The organism is Flexivirga lutea (assembly GCF_054778955.1).
In genome coordinates, this window is record NZ_BAAGZB010000002.1 from 543,317 (window position 1) to 564,965 (window position 21,649).

General features: G+C 68.7%; 20 protein-coding genes, 2 tRNA genes and 1 other RNA gene. 10 read left to right on the plus strand and 13 right to left on the minus strand.

Features of this window, described 5'->3' with window-relative positions; genetic code table 11:
* Positions 1–45: 45 nt before the first annotated feature.
* From ACYVBN_RS08965 to ACYVBN_RS08975, 3 genes are read right to left on the minus strand one after another with little or no spacing between them, the layout of a single operon-like run.
* Positions 46–1,107, minus strand: coding sequence for an aspartate-semialdehyde dehydrogenase (locus ACYVBN_RS08965; RefSeq protein ID WP_440283392.1), 1,062 nt, complete (start codon positions 1,105–1,107; stop codon positions 46–48).
* Positions 1,108–1,111: 4 nt separating this feature from the next.
* Positions 1,112–2,155: an aspartate-semialdehyde dehydrogenase gene (locus ACYVBN_RS08970; RefSeq protein ID WP_460600200.1), complete on the minus strand. Its 1,044-nt coding sequence runs from the start codon at positions 2,153–2,155 to the stop codon at positions 1,112–1,114.
* Positions 2,152–3,420, minus strand: coding sequence for an aspartate kinase (locus ACYVBN_RS08975; protein ID WP_460600201.1), 1,269 nt, complete (start codon positions 3,418–3,420; stop codon positions 2,152–2,154). The genes ACYVBN_RS08970 and ACYVBN_RS08975 overlap by 4 nt, the downstream gene beginning before the upstream one ends.
* 228 nt (positions 3,421–3,648) lie before the next feature.
* On the opposite strand from ACYVBN_RS08975, the gene ACYVBN_RS08980 reads away from it, so the two are divergent.
* On the plus strand, positions 3,649–4,560 hold the full coding sequence (locus tag ACYVBN_RS08980; protein ID WP_460600202.1) for a phosphatase PAP2 family protein: 912 nt from the start codon (positions 3,649–3,651) through the stop codon (positions 4,558–4,560).
* A gap of 198 nt (positions 4,561–4,758) precedes the next feature.
* On the opposite strand, the gene ACYVBN_RS08985 is transcribed toward ACYVBN_RS08980, so the two are convergent.
* The 4 genes from ACYVBN_RS08985 to ACYVBN_RS09000 all read right to left on the minus strand — a co-directional run bounded on the left by ACYVBN_RS08985 (position 4,759) and on the right by ACYVBN_RS09000 (position 9,064).
* Positions 4,759–5,334 carry a DUF5063 domain-containing protein gene (locus ACYVBN_RS08985; protein ID WP_440283396.1) on the minus strand — a complete coding sequence of 192 codons (576 nt, stop codon included), beginning with the start codon at positions 5,332–5,334 and terminating at the stop codon, positions 4,759–4,761.
* Positions 5,327–5,926, minus strand: a complete 600-nt coding sequence (gene recR, locus ACYVBN_RS08990) for a recombination mediator RecR (RefSeq protein WP_460600203.1) — start codon at positions 5,924–5,926, stop codon at positions 5,327–5,329. The genes ACYVBN_RS08985 and recR overlap by 8 nt, the downstream gene beginning before the upstream one ends.
* A gap of 59 nt (positions 5,927–5,985) precedes the next feature.
* Complete coding sequence (locus tag ACYVBN_RS08995; protein WP_440283398.1) at positions 5,986–6,663, minus strand: lysophospholipid acyltransferase family protein; 678 nt, start codon at positions 6,661–6,663, stop codon at positions 5,986–5,988.
* 70 nt (positions 6,664–6,733) lie between these two features.
* Positions 6,734–9,064: a DNA polymerase III subunit gamma and tau gene (locus ACYVBN_RS09000; protein ID WP_460600204.1), complete on the minus strand. Its 2,331-nt coding sequence runs from the start codon at positions 9,062–9,064 to the stop codon at positions 6,734–6,736.
* A 233-nt stretch (positions 9,065–9,297) separates the two neighbouring features.
* Here ACYVBN_RS09000 and ACYVBN_RS09005 point away from each other — a divergent pair, with 233 nt between their 5' ends.
* Complete coding sequence (locus ACYVBN_RS09005; RefSeq protein ID WP_460600205.1) at positions 9,298–10,917, plus strand: hypothetical protein; 1,620 nt, start codon at positions 9,298–9,300, stop codon at positions 10,915–10,917.
* Positions 10,918–10,948: 31 nt separating this feature from the next.
* Here the strand turns inward: ACYVBN_RS09005 and ffs are convergent.
* An RNA gene (ffs, locus tag ACYVBN_RS09010) (signal recognition particle sRNA small type) lies at positions 10,949–11,047 on the minus strand.
* Positions 11,048–11,142: 95 nt separating this feature from the next.
* Here ffs and ACYVBN_RS09015 point away from each other — a divergent pair.
* Positions 11,143–11,227: transfer RNA gene (locus tag ACYVBN_RS09015), tRNA-Ser, on the plus strand.
* Positions 11,228–11,424: 197 nt separating this feature from the next.
* Positions 11,425–12,231, plus strand: coding sequence for a LytR C-terminal domain-containing protein (locus ACYVBN_RS09020; protein ID WP_460600206.1), 807 nt, complete (start codon positions 11,425–11,427; stop codon positions 12,229–12,231).
* Positions 12,232–12,243: 12 nt separating this feature from the next.
* On the opposite strand, the gene ACYVBN_RS09025 is transcribed toward ACYVBN_RS09020, so the two are convergent.
* Positions 12,244–13,800: a helicase HerA-like domain-containing protein gene (locus tag ACYVBN_RS09025; protein ID WP_460600207.1), complete on the minus strand. Its 1,557-nt coding sequence runs from the start codon at positions 13,798–13,800 to the stop codon at positions 12,244–12,246.
* A 72-nt stretch (positions 13,801–13,872) separates the two neighbouring features.
* On the opposite strand from ACYVBN_RS09025, the gene ACYVBN_RS09030 reads away from it, so the two are divergent.
* The 3 genes from ACYVBN_RS09030 to ACYVBN_RS09040 all read left to right on the plus strand — a co-directional run bounded on the left by ACYVBN_RS09030 (position 13,873) and on the right by ACYVBN_RS09040 (position 14,999).
* Positions 13,873–14,166: a type II toxin-antitoxin system VapB family antitoxin gene (locus ACYVBN_RS09030; protein ID WP_460600208.1), complete on the plus strand. Its 294-nt coding sequence runs from the start codon at positions 13,873–13,875 to the stop codon at positions 14,164–14,166.
* Complete coding sequence (locus ACYVBN_RS09035) at positions 14,163–14,696, plus strand: LytR C-terminal domain-containing protein (RefSeq protein ID WP_460600209.1); 534 nt, start codon at positions 14,163–14,165, stop codon at positions 14,694–14,696. Before ACYVBN_RS09030 ends, ACYVBN_RS09035 begins: the two co-directional genes overlap by 4 nt.
* A gap of 216 nt (positions 14,697–14,912) precedes the next feature.
* A tRNA-Ser gene (locus tag ACYVBN_RS09040) sits at positions 14,913–14,999 on the plus strand.
* 101 nt (positions 15,000–15,100) lie between these two features.
* Here the strand turns inward: ACYVBN_RS09040 and ACYVBN_RS09045 are convergent.
* The 3 genes from ACYVBN_RS09045 to ACYVBN_RS09055 all read right to left on the minus strand — a co-directional run bounded on the left by ACYVBN_RS09045 (position 15,101) and on the right by ACYVBN_RS09055 (position 17,077).
* Entirely contained in the window at positions 15,101–15,691 is a 591-nt protein-coding gene (locus ACYVBN_RS09045; protein ID WP_460600210.1) for a YdhK family protein, read from the minus strand.
* 56 nt (positions 15,692–15,747) lie between these two features.
* Complete coding sequence (locus ACYVBN_RS09050; protein ID WP_460600211.1) at positions 15,748–16,464, minus strand: DUF4232 domain-containing protein; 717 nt, start codon at positions 16,462–16,464, stop codon at positions 15,748–15,750.
* A 97-nt stretch (positions 16,465–16,561) separates the two neighbouring features.
* Positions 16,562–17,077 (minus strand): DinB family protein, encoded by a 516-nt coding sequence (locus tag ACYVBN_RS09055; protein ID WP_460600212.1) that lies wholly within the window; start codon positions 17,075–17,077, stop codon positions 16,562–16,564.
* An 83-nt stretch (positions 17,078–17,160) separates the two neighbouring features.
* Between ACYVBN_RS09055 and ACYVBN_RS09060 the strand changes: the two genes are divergently transcribed.
* Both ACYVBN_RS09060 and ACYVBN_RS09065 read left to right on the plus strand, forming a co-directional pair.
* Entirely contained in the window at positions 17,161–17,463 is a 303-nt protein-coding gene (locus ACYVBN_RS09060) for a DUF6412 domain-containing protein (protein ID WP_460600213.1), read from the plus strand.
* 56 nt (positions 17,464–17,519) lie between these two features.
* Positions 17,520–18,101: a hypothetical protein gene (locus ACYVBN_RS09065; protein WP_460600214.1), complete on the plus strand. Its 582-nt coding sequence runs from the start codon at positions 17,520–17,522 to the stop codon at positions 18,099–18,101.
* A 3-nt stretch (positions 18,102–18,104) separates the two neighbouring features.
* Here ACYVBN_RS09065 and ACYVBN_RS09070 read toward each other — a convergent pair whose 3' ends face one another.
* Complete coding sequence (locus ACYVBN_RS09070; protein WP_460600215.1) at positions 18,105–19,136, minus strand: SAM-dependent methyltransferase; 1,032 nt, start codon at positions 19,134–19,136, stop codon at positions 18,105–18,107.
* Between the two features lie 285 nt (positions 19,137–19,421).
* Between ACYVBN_RS09070 and ACYVBN_RS09075 the strand changes: the two genes are divergently transcribed.
* The gene (locus tag ACYVBN_RS09075; RefSeq protein WP_460600216.1) at positions 19,422–21,563 is read left to right on the plus strand and encodes an MMPL family transporter; all 2,142 of its coding nucleotides are present in this window, start codon (positions 19,422–19,424) and stop codon (positions 21,561–21,563) included.
* The last annotated feature ends 86 nt before the right edge of the window (positions 21,564–21,649 follow it).

Below are 21,649 nucleotides of genomic sequence, written 5' to 3' on the forward strand. Positions count from 1 at the left end.
GCGAACTTTCTGTCGCGAATCCGCGAGTCGGAGGCTCGGGAGGCCTCAGATGGTGTGTTCGGCGATCTGCAACGCGTTCAGCGCCGAGCCCTTGCGCAGGTTGTCGGCGCAGATGAACAACTCGATGGCGTTGGGGAAGCCGTCCAGTCGGCGCACGCGGCCGGCGAAGATCGGGTCGGCGCCGACGACATCGACCGGTGTCGGCCAGCTGTCGTCCAACGACCCGGCCGAATCGTCAAGGACCACAACGGAGTTCGATGACTCGGTGAGCACGCGCACCGCGTCGTCGCGGTCGGTGTCGGTCGCGAACGTCGCGTGGATCGACACCGAGTGGGTCCGCACGACCGGCACCTGCACACACGTCACGGCGACCGGAAGATGCGGCACCCGCAACAGGCTGCGCAACTCGTCGCGGACCGCCGTCTCGGAGTCGGTGGCTCCGTCCTTCGCCTCGCCGCCGACCCACGGTATGACGTTGAACGCCACCGGCGCCGGGAAGGGCGACTCCCCCAGGTCGGACAGCATCCGGCGGACGTCACCCGGCGACTGGCCGACACTCTGATTGCCGGCGAGCTCCATGGTCTCGTCATACAGCCGCAGGGCACCGGAGACGCCGGCGTCGGTGACCGCTTGGAAGGTCGTCGCCACGACCGATGTCAGCTGCCACGAACTGTGCAGCGAGTGCAGCGCGCCGACCATCATCAGGGTGGCTGCGCTCGGGCTCGCGATGATGCCGGCAGCGGGGTTGCGTGCGGCGTCCGGGTTGATCTCGGGCACCACCAACGGCACGTCCGGTGCACCGACGAAGTGGCCGGAGTTGTCGATGACCGTGGCTCCGGCATCGACGGCGACGGGCGTCCATGGCGCCGACACGTCGCTCGGCACGGCCATGATCACCACGTCGACGTCCTCGAACGCTGCGGGTTTGAGCTCCCGCACCACGGTCTCGTGACCGAGGATCGACACCCGCCGGCCCACGGAGCGGCCCGACGCGATCGGCCGGATCTCGCCCCACAGGTCGTCGCGGGTCGGCAGGAGCGACAACAGCGACAGCCCCACCACACCGGTCGCGCCGACCACCGCCAGGATGGGTTTGTCCGACTTCATGCCCTCACCGTCCTGCGGCGATTACCTCGGCGATCTGGATCGTGTTGAGCGCAGCGCCTTTTCGCAGGTTGTCGCCGGAGACAAACAGCACCAGGCCCTTGCCGTCGGGCACGGACTGGTCCTGCCGGATGCGCCCGACGTATGACGGATCCTTGCCCGCCGCCTCCAACGGAGTCGGCACGTCGGTCACCACGACACCCGGCGCGTTCGCGAGCAGCGCCCTGGCCTCGTCCGGACTGATCTGCTTGTCGAACTCGGCATGGATGGCCAGCGAGTGTCCGGAGAAGACCGGCACGCGCACGCAGGTGCCGGCGACCGCCAGATCGGGCAGCCCGAGGATCTTGCGCGACTCGTTGCGCAGCTTCTGCTCCTCGTCGGTCTCCTCGCTGCCGTCCGCCACGACCGAGCCGGCCATCGGCAGCACGTTGTAGCCGATCGGGGCGACATACTTCTTCGCCGGGCCGAGTTCCACGGCGGATCCGTCGTGGGCGAGGCCCTCGAGGTTGCCTTCGACGCCCTGGCGGATCTGCCCGGCCAACTCCTCGACGCCGGCCAGCCCGGAGCCCGAGACCGCCTGATAGGTGGCGACGATCAACCGGCGCAGCCCCGCCGCGTCGGACAGCGGCTTGAGCACCGGCATCGCCGCCATCGTGGTGCAGTTGGGGTTGGCGATGATGCCCTTGGGCGGATCGGCGATCTGCTCCGGGTTGACCTCGGAGACAACCAGTGGCACGTCGGGGTCCTTGCGCCAGGCGGACGAGTTGTCGATCACCGTCACACCGGCCGCGGCAAAGCGCGGCGCCTGTGACCGAGACGTCTCACCACCGGCGGAGAAGATCGCGATGTCCAGGCCCGCGGGGTCCGCCGTCGCGGCGTCCTCGACCACCAATCGCTTGCCCTGCCAGTCGATCTCACGACCGGCCGACCGGGCCGACGCGAAGAGCCGCAGCTCCCCCACCGGGAAGTTGCGCTCGGCAAGCAGCTTCAGCACGACGCCACCGACCTGGCCGGTCGCGCCCACCACACCAATGTTCAGTCCGTCGCTCATCGCCCGGTACCTCCGTACACGACTGCTTCGCCCTCGCTGGAGTCCAGCCCGAAGGCGGTGTGCACCGCGCGGACCGCGTCGTCCAGCAGATCACCCTTGGTGACCACGGACACCCGGATCTCCGAGGTCGTGATCATCTCGATGTTGATGCCGGCATCGGCCAGTGCCTGGAAGAGGGTCGCGGACACCCCCGGGTGGCTGCGCATGCCGGAGCCGACGAGGGAGAGCTTGCCGATCTGGTCGTCATACTGCAGCGACTCGAAACCGAGCTCGTCCTTGGCCTCCTGCAGGGCCTGCACCGCACGCTGCCCGTCGCTCTTGGGCAGGGTGAAGGAGACGTCGGTCTTGCCGGTCGCGACCGCCGAGACGTTCTGCACGATCATGTCGATGTTGACCTGCTGCACGGAGATCAGGTTGAAGATCGCCGCGGCGCTGCCCGGCGTGTCCTTCACGCCGACGACCGTGATCTTTGCCTCGCTGCGGTCGTGCGCGACGCCGGCGATGATCGGGGCTTCCACGTCTTCTTCTCCTTCTGCTGGGTGCACCCAGGTGCCCTCGCGGTAACTGAACGAGGACCGCACATGGATCGGCAGGTTGAACCGTCGGGCGTATTCGACGCAGCGCAACATCAGGACCTTGGCGCCCGACGCGGCCATCTCCTGCATCTCTTCGTTGCTGATCCGGTCGACCTTGCGTGCTGTCGGCACGATCCGCGGGTCGGCGGTGAAGATGCCGTCCACGTCGGTGTAGATCTCACACACGTCGGCGTCGAGCGCGGCGGCGAGCGCCACCGCCGTCGTGTCGGAGCCACCCCGCCCGAGGGTGGTGATCTCCTTGGTGTTCTGGCTGACGCCCTGGAAGCCGGCGACGATCACGATGTGGCCGCCCTCGAGCGCCTCGGTGATGCGACCGGGCGTCACGTCGATGATGCGTGCCTTGCCGTGCACGTCGTCGGTGATCACACCGGCCTGCGATCCGGTGAAGGACAGGGCGGAATCGCCCAGGTTGGCGATCGCCATGGATACCAGCGCCATCGACATGCGCTCGCCCGCGGTGAGCAGCATGTCCAGCTCACGCTCGGGCGGCGCCGGAGACACCGCGTCGGCGAGATCGAGCAGCTCATCGGTCGTGTCGCCCATGGCGGAGACCACGACGCAGACCTGGTTGCCGGCCTTGCGCGTGTCCACGATCCGCCGGGCGACCCGCTTGATGCTTTCGGCGTCGGCGAGCGACGAGCCGCCATACTTCTGGACCACGAGAGGCACTGGTCGGGGTTCCCTTCACGGGTCGACATCACGGAAATGGGATGTGCAGAGTCTAACGAGCGCACCCGGGCCGCCGGGTGCCGCCCGCATGTCGGGACCTGGCTCCGTCATACGGACACCACAGCACGGCGCGCCCGCGCCCACGCACGTCACGCGGGCGATAACACGAACACTCCGTGAACAGAGTGCGATTTCGGACTGTGAGAGTTCAGTGACAGAATTGGTCATGTGTCGAATCGTTCGGGAGGGGTCGACGGCCTCAGCGTGAAGCGGCGCCGACCCGAATCGGGACCGGCGCTGCTGCCGCTGGGCTGGCGCGCCTACCGACGACCGCGCTGGTGGTTCGAGATCATCGTGCTGGTCGTGCTCGACCTCGTCTACGAGCACCTGCGCAATCTGGTCCCGCTGCGGGAGGCCGCGGCACTGGACCGCGGCTGGGATCTCTTCGACTTCGAGCAGCGCATCGGGCTGGACATCGAGCTGACCCTCAACCATTTCGTGATGCGGCACGAGTGGCTGGCGCAGATCGCGAACTACGACTACTCCTTCTTCCACCTGCCGATCACCGGCGCGGTGCTGATCTGGCTGTTCTGGATGCACCGGCGCGTCTACAAGACGGCGCGCACGGTGCTGGTCTTCACCACCATCCTGGGACTGATCGGCTTCTGGCTCTTCCCGATGGCGCCGCCGCGGCTGCTGCACGGCAGCGGATTCACCGACACCGTCGTCTACTTCAACACCTTCGGGTCGTGGGGCAGCCCGACGGTGGCGCAGCACTCCAACCTGTATGCCGCCATGCCGAGCCTGCACTGTGCGTGGGCCCTGTGGGTGGGGTTGTCGGTGTTCTTCGTCGCGCGGCACAAGCTGGTCCGGATCGTCGGTCTGGCCTACGGGTTCTGGACGGTCTTCGTGGTGATGGCGACGGCCAACCACTTCATCTTCGACGCATTCGCCGGTTACGCGTGCGTCGCGGTCTCGGTGCTGGCGGTGTGGTTGCTGTTCGGCCACAGCCCGTGGAGTCCGGCGCGCGACAAGGCGCAGTTGCTGCGCGGTGAGTCGCCGGAGGCCGAGCAGGTCGGCGACGCCGTCGCATCGGCGTCGCACGAGGACACCGACGCATCCGCGAAGACCTCCGTCTGAGGGTTCGGCGTTCCGCTCGTCGGGGTGCCGGCGAAGATCGCTACTGTCGTCACTTACTCGCGCTCTAGAGCGAGTTGCGGCCGAAAGATCGCTACTGTCGTCACTTACTCGCCAGCGTGGAGTGGATCCGGCGAGGATCGCGCGACTGTCGTCACTTATTCGTCCCGTCGCCGCGTTCACGCTCACGGCGTGTGCCGGTCAGGGGTGCAGCGCTTCGAACTCCGCGTCGGCCATCGTGTCCTCGTCGGCGTCGAGTCGCAGGTGCCCGAGGATCGTCTGCACCACGCGCAACGCGGCCGAGGAGCGCACACCCCACTGCGACAGGTAGCTGAACTGCCACCACCAGAGCGCTTCGGTGAGGCGTCCGTGGTCGAAGTGCACCAGTCCGTGCTCGAGCGCTCCGACGATGTCAGCCAGGTCGTCCGACAGCGCGCCGCGCGCCGGCTCGACCGAGGTGACGGCGTCGACCACGTCGGCGTAGTCGTCGATCCCGTCGAGCATGTTGGCCAGCCCCATCCGCAGTGCGTCCAGGTTGCTCTCCGGGCCGGGGTCGGCCTCGTAACGCTCCTCCGGCACCACATCCTGTATGGCGCCCAGCCGTGCTCCCGCGACCTGCAGCTGCGACAGCATCAGCAGCATCAGGGGCAGGGCGGCGTCCGGCGCGGAACCGGCCGCGAGCTGACGCACGGACTCGCAGAACGCGCGGGCGTCCTGCGCGGTCTCGGCGGCCAGCGCACCGACCTGCAGGGCTTCGGTGTCCGGTGTCTCAGGCATCGACAACTCTCCGTCCTTCGAATGCACGGCCGAGGGTCACTTCGTCGGCATACTCCAAGTCTCCCCCGACGGGTAGGCCTGATGCCAGCCGCGTGACGCGCAATCCCATCGTGCGCAGCAGCCGGGACAGGTAGGTCGCGGTGGCCTCGCCGTTGAGGTTGGGGTTGGTGGCCAGGATGATCTCCTCGACCGGTTCCTCGCCGAGCCGGCGGACCAGCTCGGTGATCTTCAGGTCGTCGGGGCCGATGCCGTCGATCGGGCTGATGGCGCCGCCGAGCACGTGGTAGCGGCCCCGGAACTCGCGGGTGCGTTCGACCGCGACCACGTCCTTGGGCTCCTCGACGACGCACAGCAGCTTGTCGTCGCGGCGCGGGTCCTGGCAGATGCGGCACAGGGTGTCCTCGGCGACGTTGAAGCAGCGCTCGCAGAAGCGGACCTTCTCCCGGACGACGGCCAGCACCTCGGTGAGCCGGGAGACGTCGGCGGGGTCGGCCTGCAGCAGGTGGAAGGCGATGCGCTGTGCCGATTTCGGACCGATGCCCGGCAGCTTGCCGAGCTCGTCGATCAGGTCCTGGACCACACCCTCATACACAGTGGTCGAGCCTAATCCTCGGCCGCGACACCGCCCGCATCGACGCCCGACGCGCCGGACTAGCCCGGCGGACGTTCGTTGTATGACGCGGCCCGCTCCTGACCGGACAGCTCCGCGATGGCGTCCATGATCTCGTCGGTGGCCTGCCGGCGCGCCTTGCCCGCGGGCATCGTCCGGTAGTCGTCGCCGAATCTCAGCGGTTCGCCGAACCTCACGGTGACCTTCGCCAGCCGCGGCATACCGGACGGGTTCGGCTGCACGTCCGGGGTGCCGATCAGTCCGACCGGGACGACCGGCACGTCGGCCTGCATCGCCAGATGTGCGACACCGACCCGGCCACGGTAGAGCCGCCCGTCCCGGGAGCGAGTGCCCTCCGGGTAGATGCCGAACGCCTCGCCCTCCCGCAGCACCCGCAACGCCTGGTCGAGGGAATTGACGGCGGCGCGGGAGTCCTCGCGCTCGACCGGGATCATCCCCATCGCGTTGAACCAGGCGCGCATGGCAATGCCCTTCGCACCCTTGCCGGTGAAGTATTCGGCCTTGGCCAGGAAGATCACCTTGCGCGGCGCGACCAGCGGTATGACGACGCTGTCGATGAACGTCAGATGGTTGCTCGCGATCAGCACGCCACCGGTCCTCGGGATGTTGTCCGCACCTTCCACACGGGGCCGCCAGATCGCGCGGAGCATCGGCGAGATGGTCATCCGCGACAACGGGTAGAGCGGACCGCCGCTCATGACCGACCCCTCGTTCCTCGGGTGCGGTCATGAGCCCTGCCCTTGTTCGATCGCTCGCTGCGCTCGCTCATCAGTCGACCTGCTCGTCGATCACGGTGGCGCCCAGCACCGCCTGCATCACCGGCAGACCCACCTGGCCGGGATCGTCGACGTCCTCGTCGTCCATCGACTCGGTGATCTCGTCCTCCGTGGGCTTGTCCGGCTCCGCGGACGTCGCCGGCGCAGCGGGGTTCTCGGCGGTCGCCCACTCCGGCGGCGGCGCGTTGACCGAACCCCATCCACCGCCGCTGTCCATGGCCCCCGAGGCAGCCGAGAGCCCGGCCTGAGCGAGCGCCTCGGCCGCACGGGAACGCCGGGCGGGCTGCGAAGTCGCCGGCGCCGCGTGCGGTATGTCGGCGTCGTCGCTCGACGGCCCACCGGGACCGTCCGAACTCTGCCGAGTGACGGCTTGCTCCGCGAGTGACGGCGGCATCGCACCGTCGGTCGGCGAGGACGCCGTCATTCGCGGTTGTTCAGGTCGCGGTTGGTCAGGTCTGGGTTGGTCAGGTCTGGGTTGGTCAGGTCCGGGTTGGGCCGGGGGGCCCGATGCCGGGGGGCCCGATGCCGGGGGGCCTGATCGATCCGGCTCCGGCGGCAGATGCGGCGCCGGCGCACCGGCATCCGGCCGGGCCTGCACCCGAGCCCGGACGCCCAGGGCGTCATACAGCGCGGCGGCGACGACGTCCGGGTGCGGCGCACGCTCGACCGCCGAGGCGAGCCCTGGACTGCTGGTGCCCAGCACCAGTGTCTCGCCGTCGAACTCAGCGACGTGCGCGTGCTGGCTGAGCAGCGCCCAGGTCACGCGCTTGGTGCGGGCGATGCGATCCAGCACGTCCGGCCAGGCGCGGCGCACCGCGTCGGTCGTCACCGTGCCCGTCGGCGCGGCCGGCTGCGACGCGGGTTCGGCGACGGTTGCGGGGGCGGCGGCCGGCTCGGCTCTCGATACGGCCTCCTCCGCTGCGCTCCCCCCGCCTACTCGACCAGCGTCGCCGGGCTGCTCGCTCGCCGCTGTGGCGGCCGGCTCGGGTCTCGATACGGCCTCCTCCGCTGCGCTCCCCCCGCCTACTCGACCAGCATCGGCCGGCTGCGGCGCGGGTTCGGCGACGGTTTCCGGGGGTGCGGCGGCCGGCTCGGGTCTCGATACGGCCTCCTCCGCTGCGCTCCCCCCGCCTACTCGACCAGCGTTAGCCGGCGGTGCGCCGCCGATGTCCATGCGACGCTCCAGGCGGTCCAGGCGGGCGGCATACCCCTGCTCGCCGGAGGTGGCCGGCAGCAGCACGCGCGCACAGATGAGTTCCAGTTGCAGCCGCGGGCCGGTCGCGCCGGTCATCTCGGACAGGCCGGTGTTGACGATGTCCGCCGCGCGGGACAACTCGCCGGGACCGAACGACGCAGCCTGCTGCCGCATGCGTTCCAACTGGTCCTCGGGCACCCCGCGCAGCACCTGGGCAGCGCCGTCCGGCACCGCCGCGATGACGATCAGGTCACGCAACCGCTCGAGCAGGTCCTCGACGAACCGACGCGGATCGTGGCCGGACTCGACGACCCGGTCGATCTGCCGGAAGACCGCGCCACTGTCGTGCACCCCCAGCGCGTCGACGGTCGCGTCCAGGAGTTCGCCGTCGGTGAACCCGAGCAGCGCGGCGGCCCCGGCATACGTCAGGCCCTCCTCGCTGGACCCGGCGATCAGCTGGTCGAGCACGGACAGCGAGTCACGCACCGACCCGGCGCCGGCCCGTGTCACGAAGGACAGCACGCCGGGCTCGACGGCCACGCCCTCGGCGTCGCACAGCTGCTGCAGGTAGTCGGTCAGCCGCGCCGGCGGCACCAGCCGGAACGGGTAGTGGTGGGTCCGCGAGCGGATCGTGCCGATAACCTTCTCCGGCTCGGTGGTCGCGAAGACGAACTTCACGTGCTCCGGCGGCTCCTCGACGATCTTCAGCAGCGCGTTGAAGCCCTGCGGCGTCACCATGTGCGCCTCGTCGATGATGTAGATCTTGTAGCGCGACTGCGCCGGGCCGTATGACGCCCGCTCCCGCAGGTCACGCGCGTCGTCGACGCCCCCGTGGCTGGCCGCGTCGATCTCGATCACGTCGACCGTGCCCGACCCACCACGGGCCAGCGCGACACACGACTCGCAGACGCCGCAGGGTGTCGGCGTCGGGCCCTGCTCGCAGTTGAGGCAGCGCGCCAGGATGCGTGCCGAGGTGGTCTTGCCGCAGCCGCGGGGGCCGCTGAAGAGGTAGGCATGGTTGACCCGCCCGGTGCGCAGAGCCTGCATCAACGGCTCGGTCACGTGCTCCTGGCCGATCACGTCGGCGAAGGTCTCGGGCCGGTAGCGGCGGTACAGCGCGGTGCTCACGGGACCGACTCTATTCTCCTTCGCCCACAGGGCGTCAGGGCTCGGTGTCGAAGCAGCGCGACGCGCCGGGCCAGCGTTCTCGCTGCCTCGCGATCCGTGCGCATCACCTGCTGGCGCGGTGCGATCATGGGTGTGGCACCAGGGGATTCAGCAGGGACAAGCAGGCACTCATCAGCGATCCGTGAGCGGATCATCGACGGAGCCCGTTCAGGGGCGGAAGGTAGCGTGGACCCATGCTCTCGTCGCGTCGGCTGCGCTCGCCGACGACGTTGGCAACGGCGTGCGCTGTCGTGTTCGCGCTGGTCTACATCTTCTGGACCCCGCAGGTGCCCGACCTGGCCGCACAGGTCGCCCGAGCCAAGGTGGCCCGGGTCGGCGGCACGCCGGTGTGGTGGGGCGGTTGGTTCGGCGGCATCACGCTACCCAGTTACAGCGCGTTCGTGCCGTTCTCGATGGCGACGTTCGGCATCCGGCTGACCGGTGTCGCGGCCGTCATCCTCAGCGCGTACGGCGGGGCGCTGCTCGTCCGCAACGCCCCTCGCCCACGGGCCGGCGCGGTCGCGATCGCGCTCGCCCAGGCGGCGGACCTGCTCAACGGCCGGGTGACCTTCACCGTCGGTGCCGCGGTCGGCATCTGGGCCCTGGTGGCGCTGCGCAATCGGCACGAGAAGACGACCGTGGTGCTGGCGTTCCTGTCGTTCCTCGGCTCGCCGCTGGCCGGCTTCTTCGTCGGCATCATCGCGATCGTGGTCGCCATACTCCGGCAGGACCTGCGGCGGACGGCGTTGATCTGCGCGGCCGCGTTGCTGGCCGCCGGACTCGCGATGGCGGTGTTGTTCCCCGGCACCGGACGGATGCCGTTCCCGATCAGCGACGCCGCGCCGGCGATGCTCAGCTGCATCGTCGTCTTCGGCGTCTGTCACCAGAAACTGATCCGCGCCACCGCCCTGCTGCTGGCCGTGTCGTTCCTGCCGCTGCTGGTCGTGCCGCTGGCCATCGGCACCAACGCCACCCGGCTGGCCTGGCTCGCCGCAGTGCCGGTGATCATCGCGTATGCCGAGATCCGCGACTCCCTCACCTGGTTGTGTGCACTGGTCGTCGCGGTCTGGCCGGTGAGCGACCTGGTCAACCAGCTGCATCTGGCCGGGCAGCCCTCGAGCAGCTACGTCTACTACCAACCACTGGCGACGGCGCTCAAGTCCGACCAGCAGAAGGTCGGCGCCGCGGCGATCGGCCGGCGCGTGGAGGTGGTGGACACCAAGAACCACTGGGGTTCGGTCTACCTCGCGTCCTTCTCGATCGCCCGCGGCTGGGACCGGCAGGCCGATCAGGCGGACAACCCGATCTTCTACCAGCAGGGACTGCTCAACCCGGTCAGCTATCGGCAGTGGCTGGACTCCCTGGCGGTGGGCTGGGTCGCGGTGCCGAAGGCACCCATCGACTACGCCTCGCGGGATGAGGCCAAGCTGGTGCTGGGCGGCCTGCCCTACCTGAAGTTGACCTGGAGCAACTCGGACTGGCGGCTCTTCCGGGTCATCAACCCGGCGCCGCTGGCGACCGGCGGGACGGTGGTCACGATCGACTCGCACGGGGTCACCCTCGACGCGACAGCGAGCCGGCCGATCGATCTCAAGGTGCGCTACTCGGCATACATCGGGGCGGTCGATCCGCGCACCAAGAAACCGCTGACCGCGTGCATCGTCGACAACAACGGCTGGCTGCGGGTGACCCTGCCGGTCAGCAGACAGGTGCGGCTGACCAGCGACTTCACACCGGTGCGCTCCCAGCCGCCCGGATGTGTGTCGCCGGACGAGACGACGTCACCGTCCTCGTCACCGAGCCCCACCCGCTGACCGGGTCCGCTCGGGGCGGACGTGCCGCGGCATGAGTGAACCCCCCGCACACCTGGAAGAGCTCTCCTACCCTTGCTGCATTCCTGCCCTGGGGGAGTTCGGAGAGGTACCACCGCACGAGGGGTCCGGCGCCAACTGTAGAACACGCGGCGCCGTCATACGCAATCGAGGCCGCCACCGGATGCCGATTCGGCGTCCGGGCGGCGAGCAGGTATTCTCCTCGGCGGAGGATTCGCATAGTGGCCTAGTGCGCACGCTTGGAAAGCGTGTTGAGTGAAAGCTCTCAGGGGTTCGAATCCCCTATCCTCCGCCGCTGAGTCGTCTTGTTCGACTCCTCGCAGCACTGTGAAGGGCGTTCCCGAACGAGTTCGGGGACGCCCTTCCTCGGTGTCGGGCCCCATCTGCATTGTGACCGAACCGCCACCTCGGGGTGCACGGGATTCACATCAACACGACTCATACTGTGTGCCACAAGGATCGTCGGGGCGCACAGGTGGGAACATGGGGATGACCGGGAGGCGCGTGGCGGGGGCCACGGTCGTGATGACGTTGGCGTTGCCGGCGCTCGCGGCGTGCGACAGTTCGGCACCGGGTCACGCGATCAGCGAGTCGTGCGTCACCACCCCGTCGACCCCGTCGATGAAGATCGCGCTCACCACGATCCACGCGAACGTCTGGAACGCCGCCGGCAAGACCGGACAGGCGGCCAGCGTGGCCTCGCAGCTGTCCTGGCGCGGAGTGCACATCATCGACACCGGCAACGACCCGGTCGGCGGCGAGCCGCCCAAGCACGCCGAGATCCGGTATGGCGCCAACGGCAAGCAGATCGCGCTGACGCTGGCCCAGCAGATCAAGGACGCGACGCTGCAGCAGGACGACCGGACCAACCCGAGCGTCGACGTGGTGATCGGCAGCAACTTCTCGCTGGTGCCGGTGCCGCCGCCGGCTCCGTCCAAGATCACGGTCAACGTCTACAACGCCTACGTCATACCCGGCGCGGCGGGCCAGCTCGCGTCGACGCTGCGCAAGCGTGGTTTCACGGTCGCCAAGGTCGCCAACGACACCAGCGACTTCTACCCCGACCATGCGGCGATCGTGCGCTACGGCGTTCGTGGCGAGCCGGCAGCTCGCCGGCTCGCGCTGCAGTTCCACGACGTGCGCATGGTGCAGGACCATCGCAAGGGCACCACGATCGACATCGTGATCGGCAGCAAGTGGTCCGACGGCGCCGTGGTGCCGGCGGCGCAGGCGACCGTGCCGCCGAAGCCGTCGCCGACGACGCCCACGTGCACGATGCCGACGAAGACCTCCTGAGTCTGCCGGGCTTCAGCGCCGGCGACGCGCCGTGCCGAACAGGCTGCGGGTGATCTCGCGGCCGAGCACTGTGCCCGCCGAACGCAGCGCCGATTTGAACGCCGAGGACTTCACCACCTGCTCCACGATGCTCGGCTCGTCCTGCTGGGTGGGCGCAGGCTTCTTCTCCGAAGCCGAGGCGTCCGCGGGGGCAGTGTCCTCGGTCGGCGCGGCGGCGAGCTTCTTGTTGAGCATCTCGTATGCCGACTCCCGGTCGACCGCCTGGGAGTACTTCGGCGCGAGCGGCGACGCGGCGATGATTCCGTCCATCGCCTCGGCCGGGGTGGGCGCCATCAGCGACAACGGAGCCCGCATCCGGGTCCACGCGACCGGCGTCGGGGCGCCCTTCTCGGACAGCACGGTCACGACCGCCTCGCCGGTGCCCAGTGCGGTCAGCAGCTTGGCCAGGTCGTAGTCGCTGGTCGGGAACGTCTGCACGGTGGCCTTGAGTGCCTTGGCGTCGTCCGGGGTGAAGGCCCGCAGCGCGTGCTGCACCCGGTTGCCCAGCTGCGAGAGCACGTCGTTCGGGACGTCCTTGGGCGTCTGGGTGACGAAGAAGATGCCGACGCCCTTGGACCGGATCAGTTTCACGGTCTGCTCGATCGCCTGCAGGAACGCATCGGAAGCGTCGCTGAAGAGCAGGTGCGCCTCGTCGAAGAAGAAGACCAGCTTCGGCTTGTCCGCGTCACCGACCTCGGGCAGGTCGTGGAAGAGGTCCGCCAGCAACCACATCAGGAAGGTCGAGAACAGGGCCGGCTTGTCCTGCACGCCGGGGACCTCCAGGCAGGTCACCACTCCGCGGCCGTCTTCGGCGACCCGCATCAGGTCCGCCGTGTCGAACTCCGGCTCGCCGAAGAACACGTCGGCGCCCTGGTCGGAGAACGCGATCAGGTTGCGCAGTATGACGCCTGCGGTCGACGCGGACAGTCCGCCGAGCCCCTTGAGATCGGCCTTCCCCTCGTCCGAGGTGAGGAACTGGATGACCGCCGTCAGGTCCTTCAGGTCCAGCAGGCTCAGCCCGCGTTTGTCGGCGTAATGGAAGACCAGACCGAGCGAGGACTCCTGAGTGTCGTTGAGCCCCAACACCTTCGACAACAGCGTCGGGCCGAAGGAGGTGATGGTGGCGCGCACCGGGACACCCTTGCCCTTGCCACCCAGGGACAGGAACTCGGTCGGGAAACCGGTGGCCTTCCACTCCTGACCGACGTCCTTGGCGCGAGCGTCGATCTTCTCGCCGCCCTCGCCGGGGGATGCAATGCCCGAGACGTCGCCCTTGATGTCGGCCAGGAAGACCGGCACGCCCGCCGTCGACAGCTGCTCGGCCATCAACTGCAACGTCTTGGTCTTGCCGGTGCCGGTGGCGCCGGCCACCAGACCGTGGCGGTTCATCATCGACAGCGGTAGCCGGATCGGCGTGTCCGGATGCGCAGCGTCGTCGATCACGGCGGCGCCGAGCTCGATCACCGCCCCGTCGAAGGAGTAGCCGCTCTTGAGCTGTGCGAGCTGGGCGTCAGCCGTGGATTCAGTCACATTGACCGAGAATAGCCACGCCACGCCGGTGACCGAGGGGTTCTGCGACACCTCGCCATTAAGCTGTCCCTTGTGATCTTCAAGGCTGTGGGCGAGGGGCGGCCCTACCCGGATCACGGCTTGGTGAGCTCCAAGGACTGGCGCACCGTGTCACCGCGCGTGGTGCGTCTGGACGAGCTCGTCACGATCAAACGCACGCTCGACCTGGACACGCTGCTGTCGGAGGACTCGACCTTCTACGGCGACATCTTCGCGCACGTCGTGTCGTGGCAGGGGGATCTTTATCTTGAGGACGGACTGCACCGCGCGCTGCGAGCAGCGCTGCAACAACGACCTGTGCTGCACGCGCGGGTCCTAATGCTGTGAGCTATGTACGCGAGGACGGCGGCCTCGCCCAGGCACGCCGCCGGCGCCGCCGCAGGTCGATGATCGTCATCGCGGTCGCGGTTGCCCTGGTGCTGGGTGCGTTCCTGTATGCCGTCAGCTACATGAACCGGCACAGCCAGGCGGCGCCGACACCGTCGTCCTCGTGCGACGTGACGCCGACGCCTCCCCCGCAGTCGGTCTTCGTGCTCAACGTCTACAACGCCTCACCGGACAGCGGCCAGGCCAAGGACACGAGCATCGCCATGACATCCCACGGCTTCCGCATCGGCACGGTGAGCAACGACCCCTACAAGGAGCACCTCACCGGTGCCGGGCAGATCCGCTTCGGGCCCAAGGGCAAGAAGAACGCCACCGAATACGTCAAGAAGTATGCGCCGGACGCCACGTTGGTCGAGGACGGCCGCACCGACGATTCGGTCGACCTGGTCCTCGGTGCCAGCGCGGCCAAGGTGCCTTCCGCGCCGCCCACCACGGTCACGCCCCCGCCCGGCTGCCCGGCTGCTCCGTAGCGGTTCCTGAGGAACGGGGCGCGTCGCCGGTGCGTAGCGACCGTTGCCGGTCATGCACGACCGCTGCGTCTCGAGGTCCCCGCGACCCTCGAAGCGGTGGCCGAGGTGCGAGGAACGAGCGTCTCGAGGTCCCAGCCGTCCGCGCTGGTCGAGCGGCGTATCGGATCCGACCACCTCGTTTTGGCGTCGCGCGGCCCGTCAGGTAGCCTCTTCGGCGGTGGCGTGTCCGAGCGGCCGAAGGTGCAACACTCGAAATGTTGTGTGGGGGCGACTCCACCGTGGGTTCAAATCCCACCGCCACCGCCCGATGAAGCAGGACCCCGACGCACAGCGCGTCGGGGTCCTCCTTCTTTTCATCAGAGACCACCGAGCCGCTCCGCCGAGTCTGCAGCCGCCGCAAGGGATCACGGCGCACGCATCTCGTCCTCCACCACCCATTTGTGGTTCTTCATCGTCATACCGTTCGCCGTGTAGTCCACGACGTAGACGGTCTGGCGGGTCGAGCTGTCGATGGTGGCGTGTGCGCCCTTCATGCCCTTCATGTGGTCGGCCAGCAGCGTGACCTCGGCGCCCTTGGGGAACGGCTTGTCGCCGGCACCCTGGATCTCCTCCTGGACGACCCACTTGTGGTCGACCACCGGGTCGCCACCGGTGGTCGGGGTGTACGTGACCGCGTAGGCGGTGGTCGCGTAGGCGCCCACGACGGTGGCCTTCGCACCCTGCATGCCTTCCATGTGGTCCGCCGTCAGCACCACGGTGCTGCCCGGGGCGAACTTCGGGTGTTTCGCCTTCGTCATACCCGCCGGCACGGCACTGCCGGACATGTCGTGGTGCATCGCGGACGACGACCTCGCGGACGACATCGCGGACGACATGGAGGACCCGTGGTGCGCCGGCGCCGCGCCCCCGGAGGAGCACCCGGCCAGGACGAGGGCGGCGGACGCGATCAGGGCGGCCGGTGTCATACGTCGGACGTGTTTCGGATTCACTGCCATACCCGCCACCATATACCCCCACCGGGTATGTGAAGCGGTCGGCTGCCGACCGGGTCTCAGACCGTGTTGCCCGAGCCAGGCTTGACCGGACCGACCGTGAGGTACGGACCACCGGATGCGCAGGTCACGCCGGGCAGCGGCACGAACGCCGCCTGGTAGGAGTCCGGCGGATAGACCCGCAGGCCCCGCACGTGCACCTGCTGGCAGTCGCTCTTCTCCGGCGCGCTGGACAGGAAGAGCCCTGCCGACACGGTCTCGTTCGGGATCAACACCATCGGCTGGTGCCCGACGATGCGCTTGGCCGCCTTGCCGACCTGATGCCCATCGTCACCCGCGACGTACGACACACCGGGTGCACCGGTCAGCTTGCAGGCGGTCTTGCCGGTGTTGGTGAAGCGCAGCGGCCGGTGCGCGCCCTGCATGTCGGAATTGCCCCGGCCGACGGTGATCCGCAGCTGGTCGATGCTGCACACGGGCACCGGACGGTCGCCGGCGGACGGGTGGATGGACGGTGTGGCCGGGGGCTTGCCCGGCTGCGTCCCGCTCGTCGACGGCGCCGGCTCTGCGGTGGAGGACGCCGAGCCCGAAGTGCTACTGCCCGTTGCCGTACCCGCCGTTCCGGTGTCGGTCTGTGCCGGACTCGAAGCCGTCGAGCCAGTGTCGGCAGCCCCGGACGGTGATCCCGCCGCCGAACTCGAACCGCCGGACCCGCACGCCGCGAGGAGCAGCGTCATACCGACGCCCGTTGCGGTGAGAACAGCACGTGTTGACATGCGATTCATCGTGGTCCTCCCTGCTCACGATCGATCTCTCGCCGATCGACCTCTCTTCGTAGGACGCCCGAGGCCTGCCCTCGGTTGGCCCGGATCCTCAACGCTGGTCGAGCAATCCGCGCACGTAAGCGAGCTGGCCGAAGTGCTGGGTGATGTCTCCCACCACCGAGACGAGCCGCACGGCGGCGGTCACCGGCGGATCCCAGCGTTCGTCCACGATCCGGTCGTAGTCCGCGCGAGTCTGCAGTGATTGCAACACTTCCAGGGTGAACGCGTGCACGTCCGCGTGATATCCGGTGAGCAACGCCGGGTCAGCGACGGAGAACGCGCCGACCTGCTCGCTGGTCTGTCCGTAGCCGATCGCAGAGTCGTCATACGGCAACCCGAATCGTGCGGACCAGCCACGCGTCCAGACCTGCTCGACATCACCCACCCCGGCCAGGTGATCGTCCTGGACACGCGTCAGGTGCCAGGCGAGCCAACCGATCGGATTGGCGTCGGATGCCGGGCGCCACAGCAGTTGTTCTGCGGTCAATCCGTCCAGCTGTGAGGGCAGCTCGTCGTGCACACGGGTGAACAGGTCGGTCAGGATCTCGGTCGTCAGGTCAGCCATCACTCCACTCAACCACTCCCCTGGACACGCCGCGCGGAACGGGCCACCTTGTCCGTGACCCCGAGCTGGCGGACACTGGTCGGGTGAGGGCGACCGAAAGTGTGGCGCGCGGCCGCGAGCGCCTGGCGGTGCTGTGCGGGCTGCTCAGCATCCTCGCGCTCGCTGCCGACACCGGACCGGCTCCGGCGCTGGCCGGCGTCGTACTCGCCGGCGCGCTGCTGCTGTCCGTGCTCGGCCGCTTCGTCGTGCCGGTCGCCACGTGCACCGGCTGGTGTGGACCGCACGGTGCGCGCGCACCCGACGCCATACTGCCGAGCACCCATCCGGCAGCAGCCGGACATCCCAAGCCCAGAGCACCCGGGGCCGCATCGGTGGCCCCGGCCTGACCGATGCCCCCGGGGCCACCTCCGATCGCCGATTCCCTTGATCCGGAGGACTTCCCATGCACCTGCTCGCCCTGCTCGACCCCTGTGTCCACCTGCTGTATGCCGCCATCCAGCCGGCTGCCGCACACGTTCCCGCGCCACTGCTCGTGGTTGGCCTGACCCTGCTGACGCGCCTGGCGCTGCACCCGTTGATGCGTCGTCCCGGGGTGTTGACCGCCCTCGCGCAGGCGCCGGTCTTCGCCACCGTCTATCGTCTCTTCACCAGCCCGGTCATCGCCGGACAGCAGAACCTGCTGCTCGATCAGTCGATGCTCGGGGCGCCGATGTCCGCGCACCTGGCGAGCGCCGGCGCACCAAGCGTGCTGGTGCTCATCGGGCTGCTGGCGCTGCTGGCGGCGATCACCTGGCTGACGGTGCTCGACGCGCGCACCCACCAGCCGGCGCTGCACCTTCCCGACGATCAGTCGGCCGAGATCGTCGCCGCGGCGGAACGGGTGCGGCGCGTGGCGCCATACCTACCGTGGGGTTCGGTGCTCTTCGCGGCGTTCATGCCACTCGCGGCGATGCTCTACCTGGTGACCAGCTCCACCTGGGGACTGCTGGAGCGACGGCAGCTGCGCACGACGGCAGCCGCCTGACGGTCAGCGTCGCGTGGCGACGACCGTCACCTCGTGACGGTTGTGCTGCAGCTGCCGCATGAAGCTCGGATCGTATGCCGCGGCAAGGACGTTCAGCGCATCGTCGATCTGCTTCTCCGGGTTGTTGGTGCCCAGTTTCAGCGTGATGACGGCCTGTCCGCCCGGTCGCAGCAACGCTGCGGCGTCGACCATCGTGTGAGCGGTCAGCTGCGGCACCATGCGCATGTCGTTGACGATGAGATCGATGGGTGCGCCGTCATACGTCGTGCCGAAGTCGTTGATGAAATCGCCTGCGGTCTGCCGATGATGTATGACGCCGGGCAGCACCGACACCCGATCGTCCAGCGCGGCCGGGTCGACGGCGTGCACCTGCCGAAACCCTTGCGCGTGCACGATTCTCGTCCAGCCGCCGGGGCTCGCACCGAAGTCGACCGCGACGTCCCCGACGGGGGCGCCGACATACGAGAAAAGCTCCTCGAGCTTGAACTCGGCGCGCGACACCTGCTCCGGCACGGTGGCCAGCCGGATGCGACCGCCTGGCCAGTCGCACAGCGACACCTCGCTCGGGTTGACTCCCGCGACGATCCGGTCGGTGCCGATGCACACACTGGCGACGGTGTCGGCTCCGCTGGTCACCACCCGGATCCCGTTGTCCAGCAATGCTTCCAGCAAGGGCCGACGCACCTTGCCCGGCGCGAACTTCGCGTCGCCGCTGTCCCAGGTGTGCAGGCTGACGGTGTCGCCGACCTCCAGCGAGGCCAGCAGGACGCTCTCTGCCCACTCGGCGAGGTCGGCGGGCGTGTCGAAGGTGCCCGCCCCACGGACGGCGTCGGCACGCGCCAGATGCCGCACCAGCGGGATCTGGCCACCCCAGCATGCGTCGGCCGCGCCGTGCAGGGTGCCGGAACCGAGATGCACCACGCCGGCATCGGGGCCGACACGCTGTGCCTTCGTCACGTCGAGGGCGGCGCGGAGTTCGGCGACGGCGAAGCGGTAGTAGTCGGGCGCGACGGAGAAGAGAACTGTTGGTTCCACGAGGTCATCGTCTCAGGTGCTGGTCCTCATGATCTCGATACATCTCCTCCGCTTCGCCCCCCCGACACCTTAGATACGCGCGCTCGTGCCTCACGCGCTGCTCAGGACCACGCTCGATCAGCAAGGTGCAGGAATCTCATCCTCCAGTCGGAGAGGGTTCAGCCATTGGTCGAATGCGCCACGGCAGCCGGCCCGCCATGATGGATCATGTGCCGCCGGTGTGCGGCCCACACCGTCACCACCACTCCGTCACCGCACCATGTGCAACGACCTCAGGGGAGATCAATGTTCGCCAGCCTCGGCCGGTATGTCGTCAAACACCCGTGGCAGATCATCGCGGGCTGGATCGTGGCCGCCATCGCGATCGTGGCCTTCGCCCCGGCACTGCCCAACAGCAGCGACGAGAGCGACTTCCTGCCCCGCCACTACGAATCCATCAAGGCCGCCGACGTCCAGCAGGAGGCGTTCCCGGCGGCGTTCACCCCGTCGATGATCGGCGTCTTCCAACGCGACGACGGCAAGCCGCTCACCGCCGCCGACCAGGCGAAGGTCACGTCGTTCGCGGCTGACCTCACCGCGAAGCACATCAAGAACGTCCAGCAGGTGATCCCGGCGCCGGCGTCGCCGAAGAAGCTGGTGCAGACGCTGTTGTTCAAGACGCCGGAGCAGACGGGCAGCAACTACAAGGAACTCAACGACACCGCCAAGGCGGTCCGTGACCAGTTGCACGCCATGGTCAAGGGGACCGACCTCACGGTGGGCACGACCGGAGCGATCGCGCAGAGCCTGGACCAGCAGGAGGCGTCCGGCAACTCCGACGCCATCATCGGCATCGCCACGATCCTGCTGATCATCGTGCTGCTGCTGGTCATCTTCCGCAGCCCGATCATCGCCTTCCTGCCAATCATCTTGATCGGCATCGTGAGCCAAGTCGCCAACGGCCTGATCGGCTTCGCCGCCAAGGGTTTCGGACTCAAGGCGGACAGCTCCATCAACCAGCTGCTGATCGTCGTGCTCTTCGGTGTCGGCACCGACTACATCCTCTTCCTGATGTTCCGTTACCGCGAGCGACTGCGCGCCGGGGAGGACCCGAAGCAGGCGATGGTGACGGCGGTGACCCGCGTGGGCGAGGCCATCGCCTCGGCCGCCGGCGTCGTCATCATCGCGTTCCTGGCGATGGCGCTGTCCTCGCTCGGCATGCTGCGCGCCATGGGTCCGTCACTCGCGATCGCGGTGGCCGTCACCCTGATCGCCGGCCTCACCCTTGTGCCGGCGGTCGTGTCCCTGCTGGGCACCAAGGTGTTCTGGCCGAGCAAGGCGTGGCGCCACGAGCCGAGCAGCGCTCGGTATGCCGCCATCGGCCGGTCGCTCGGCAAGCGCCCCGCCGTGTTCGCGGCCGTCTCCGGCGTCATCATGCTGGTCCTCGCGGTCAGCGCCATCGGCTTCAAGCCGACCTTCGACCTGGCCGGCTCGTCCATGCCCAAGGACGCCGAATCCGTTGTCGCACTGCACGATCTGGAGCGCGACATGCCGGCCGGTGCCACCGAGCCGACGGACGTCTACGTCCAGTCGGGCTCGCAGCTCGACAAGTCCGCGCTGGCGGCATACCGGACGAAGCTGGCGAAGGTGCCGGGCGTCGCCCAGGTGGCCGAGCCGAAGCTGTCCACGGACGGTAAGACCGCCGACTTCTCGGTGATCCTGGCCGACAGCCCCGAGTCGGACAAGGCCCTCGACACCGTCGGCGGACCGTTGAGGGACGTCGCCCATCACGAGGCGCCCGAGGGTGCGACGGCGTATGTCGGCGGCATCACCTCCGTCTATGTCGACATCAAGTCCGCCATGAACCGCGACTATGCGCTGGTCTTCCCGGTCGCAGCGATCCTGATCATGATCGTGCTCGGCCTGCTCCTGCGCAGCCTGGTGGCGCCGTGGTATCTCATGGTGTCGGTCGGCCTGGGCTTCCTGGCCACCCTGGGCGCGACCACGTTGATCTTCCAGGGGATCCAGGGTGAGAGCGGCCTGATGTTCATGCTGCCGCTGATCATGTACATGTTCGTGGTGGCCCTCGGCACCGACTACAACATCCTGATGGTGTCGCGACTGCGCGAGGAGGCGCAGCAGGGTTTGTCGCCCCGGGACGCCGCGGCCGTCGCCATCCGTCACGCCGGTCCGACGATCGGCGCGGCGGGCCTGATCCTCGCCGGGTCGTTCGGGTCGCTGATGCTGGCCGGCAACTCGCTGCTGTCGTCGATGGGCTTCGCCCTGTCGTGCGGCATCGTGATGGCGGCGTTCCTGATGGCCACGATCTTCACACCGGCGCTCACCGCGCTCATCGGGCACCTCGCCTGGTGGCCCGGTCACGCCGACGAGAAGGCACCACCGGCAGAGTCGTCCGAGGGCGAGCTGGCGGCGGCCGCCGCCGAGTAGCGGCCCACGGCCCACGGCCACGCTCCCCTACCGAGCGGACACGAAGCATCCCGAGAGGACACGAAAAACCGCCCGATTCGTGCGGT

Excerpts from the sequence above, each read along its gene's own strand:
- ACYVBN_RS09065 (WP_460600214.1), top strand. The coding sequence starts at position 17,520 with ATGCACCTGCTCGCCCTGCTCGACCCCTGTGTCCACCTGCTGTATGCC.
- ACYVBN_RS09055 (WP_460600212.1), bottom strand. The coding sequence starts at position 17,077 with ATGGCTGACCTGACGACCGAGATCCTGACCGACCTGTTCACCCGTGTG.
- ACYVBN_RS08985 (WP_440283396.1), bottom strand. The coding sequence starts at position 5,334 with ATGCCTGAGACACCGGACACCGAAGCCCTGCAGGTCGGTGCGCTGGCC.
- ACYVBN_RS09045 (WP_460600210.1), bottom strand. The coding sequence starts at position 15,691 with ATGGCAGTGAATCCGAAACACGTCCGACGTATGACACCGGCCGCCCTG.
- ACYVBN_RS08970 (WP_460600200.1), bottom strand. The coding sequence starts at position 2,155 with ATGAGCGACGGACTGAACATTGGTGTGGTGGGCGCGACCGGCCAGGTC.
- ACYVBN_RS09075 (WP_460600216.1), top strand. The coding sequence starts at position 19,422 with ATGTTCGCCAGCCTCGGCCGGTATGTCGTCAAACACCCGTGGCAGATC.
- ACYVBN_RS09005 (WP_460600205.1), top strand. The coding sequence starts at position 9,298 with ATGCTCTCGTCGCGTCGGCTGCGCTCGCCGACGACGTTGGCAACGGCG.
- ACYVBN_RS08995 (WP_440283398.1), bottom strand. The coding sequence starts at position 6,663 with ATGAGCGGCGGTCCGCTCTACCCGTTGTCGCGGATGACCATCTCGCCG.
- ACYVBN_RS09020 (WP_460600206.1), top strand. The coding sequence starts at position 11,425 with ATGACCGGGAGGCGCGTGGCGGGGGCCACGGTCGTGATGACGTTGGCG.
- ACYVBN_RS08965 (WP_440283392.1), bottom strand. The coding sequence starts at position 1,107 with ATGAAGTCGGACAAACCCATCCTGGCGGTGGTCGGCGCGACCGGTGTG.
- ACYVBN_RS09050 (WP_460600211.1), bottom strand. The coding sequence starts at position 16,464 with ATGTCAACACGTGCTGTTCTCACCGCAACGGGCGTCGGTATGACGCTG.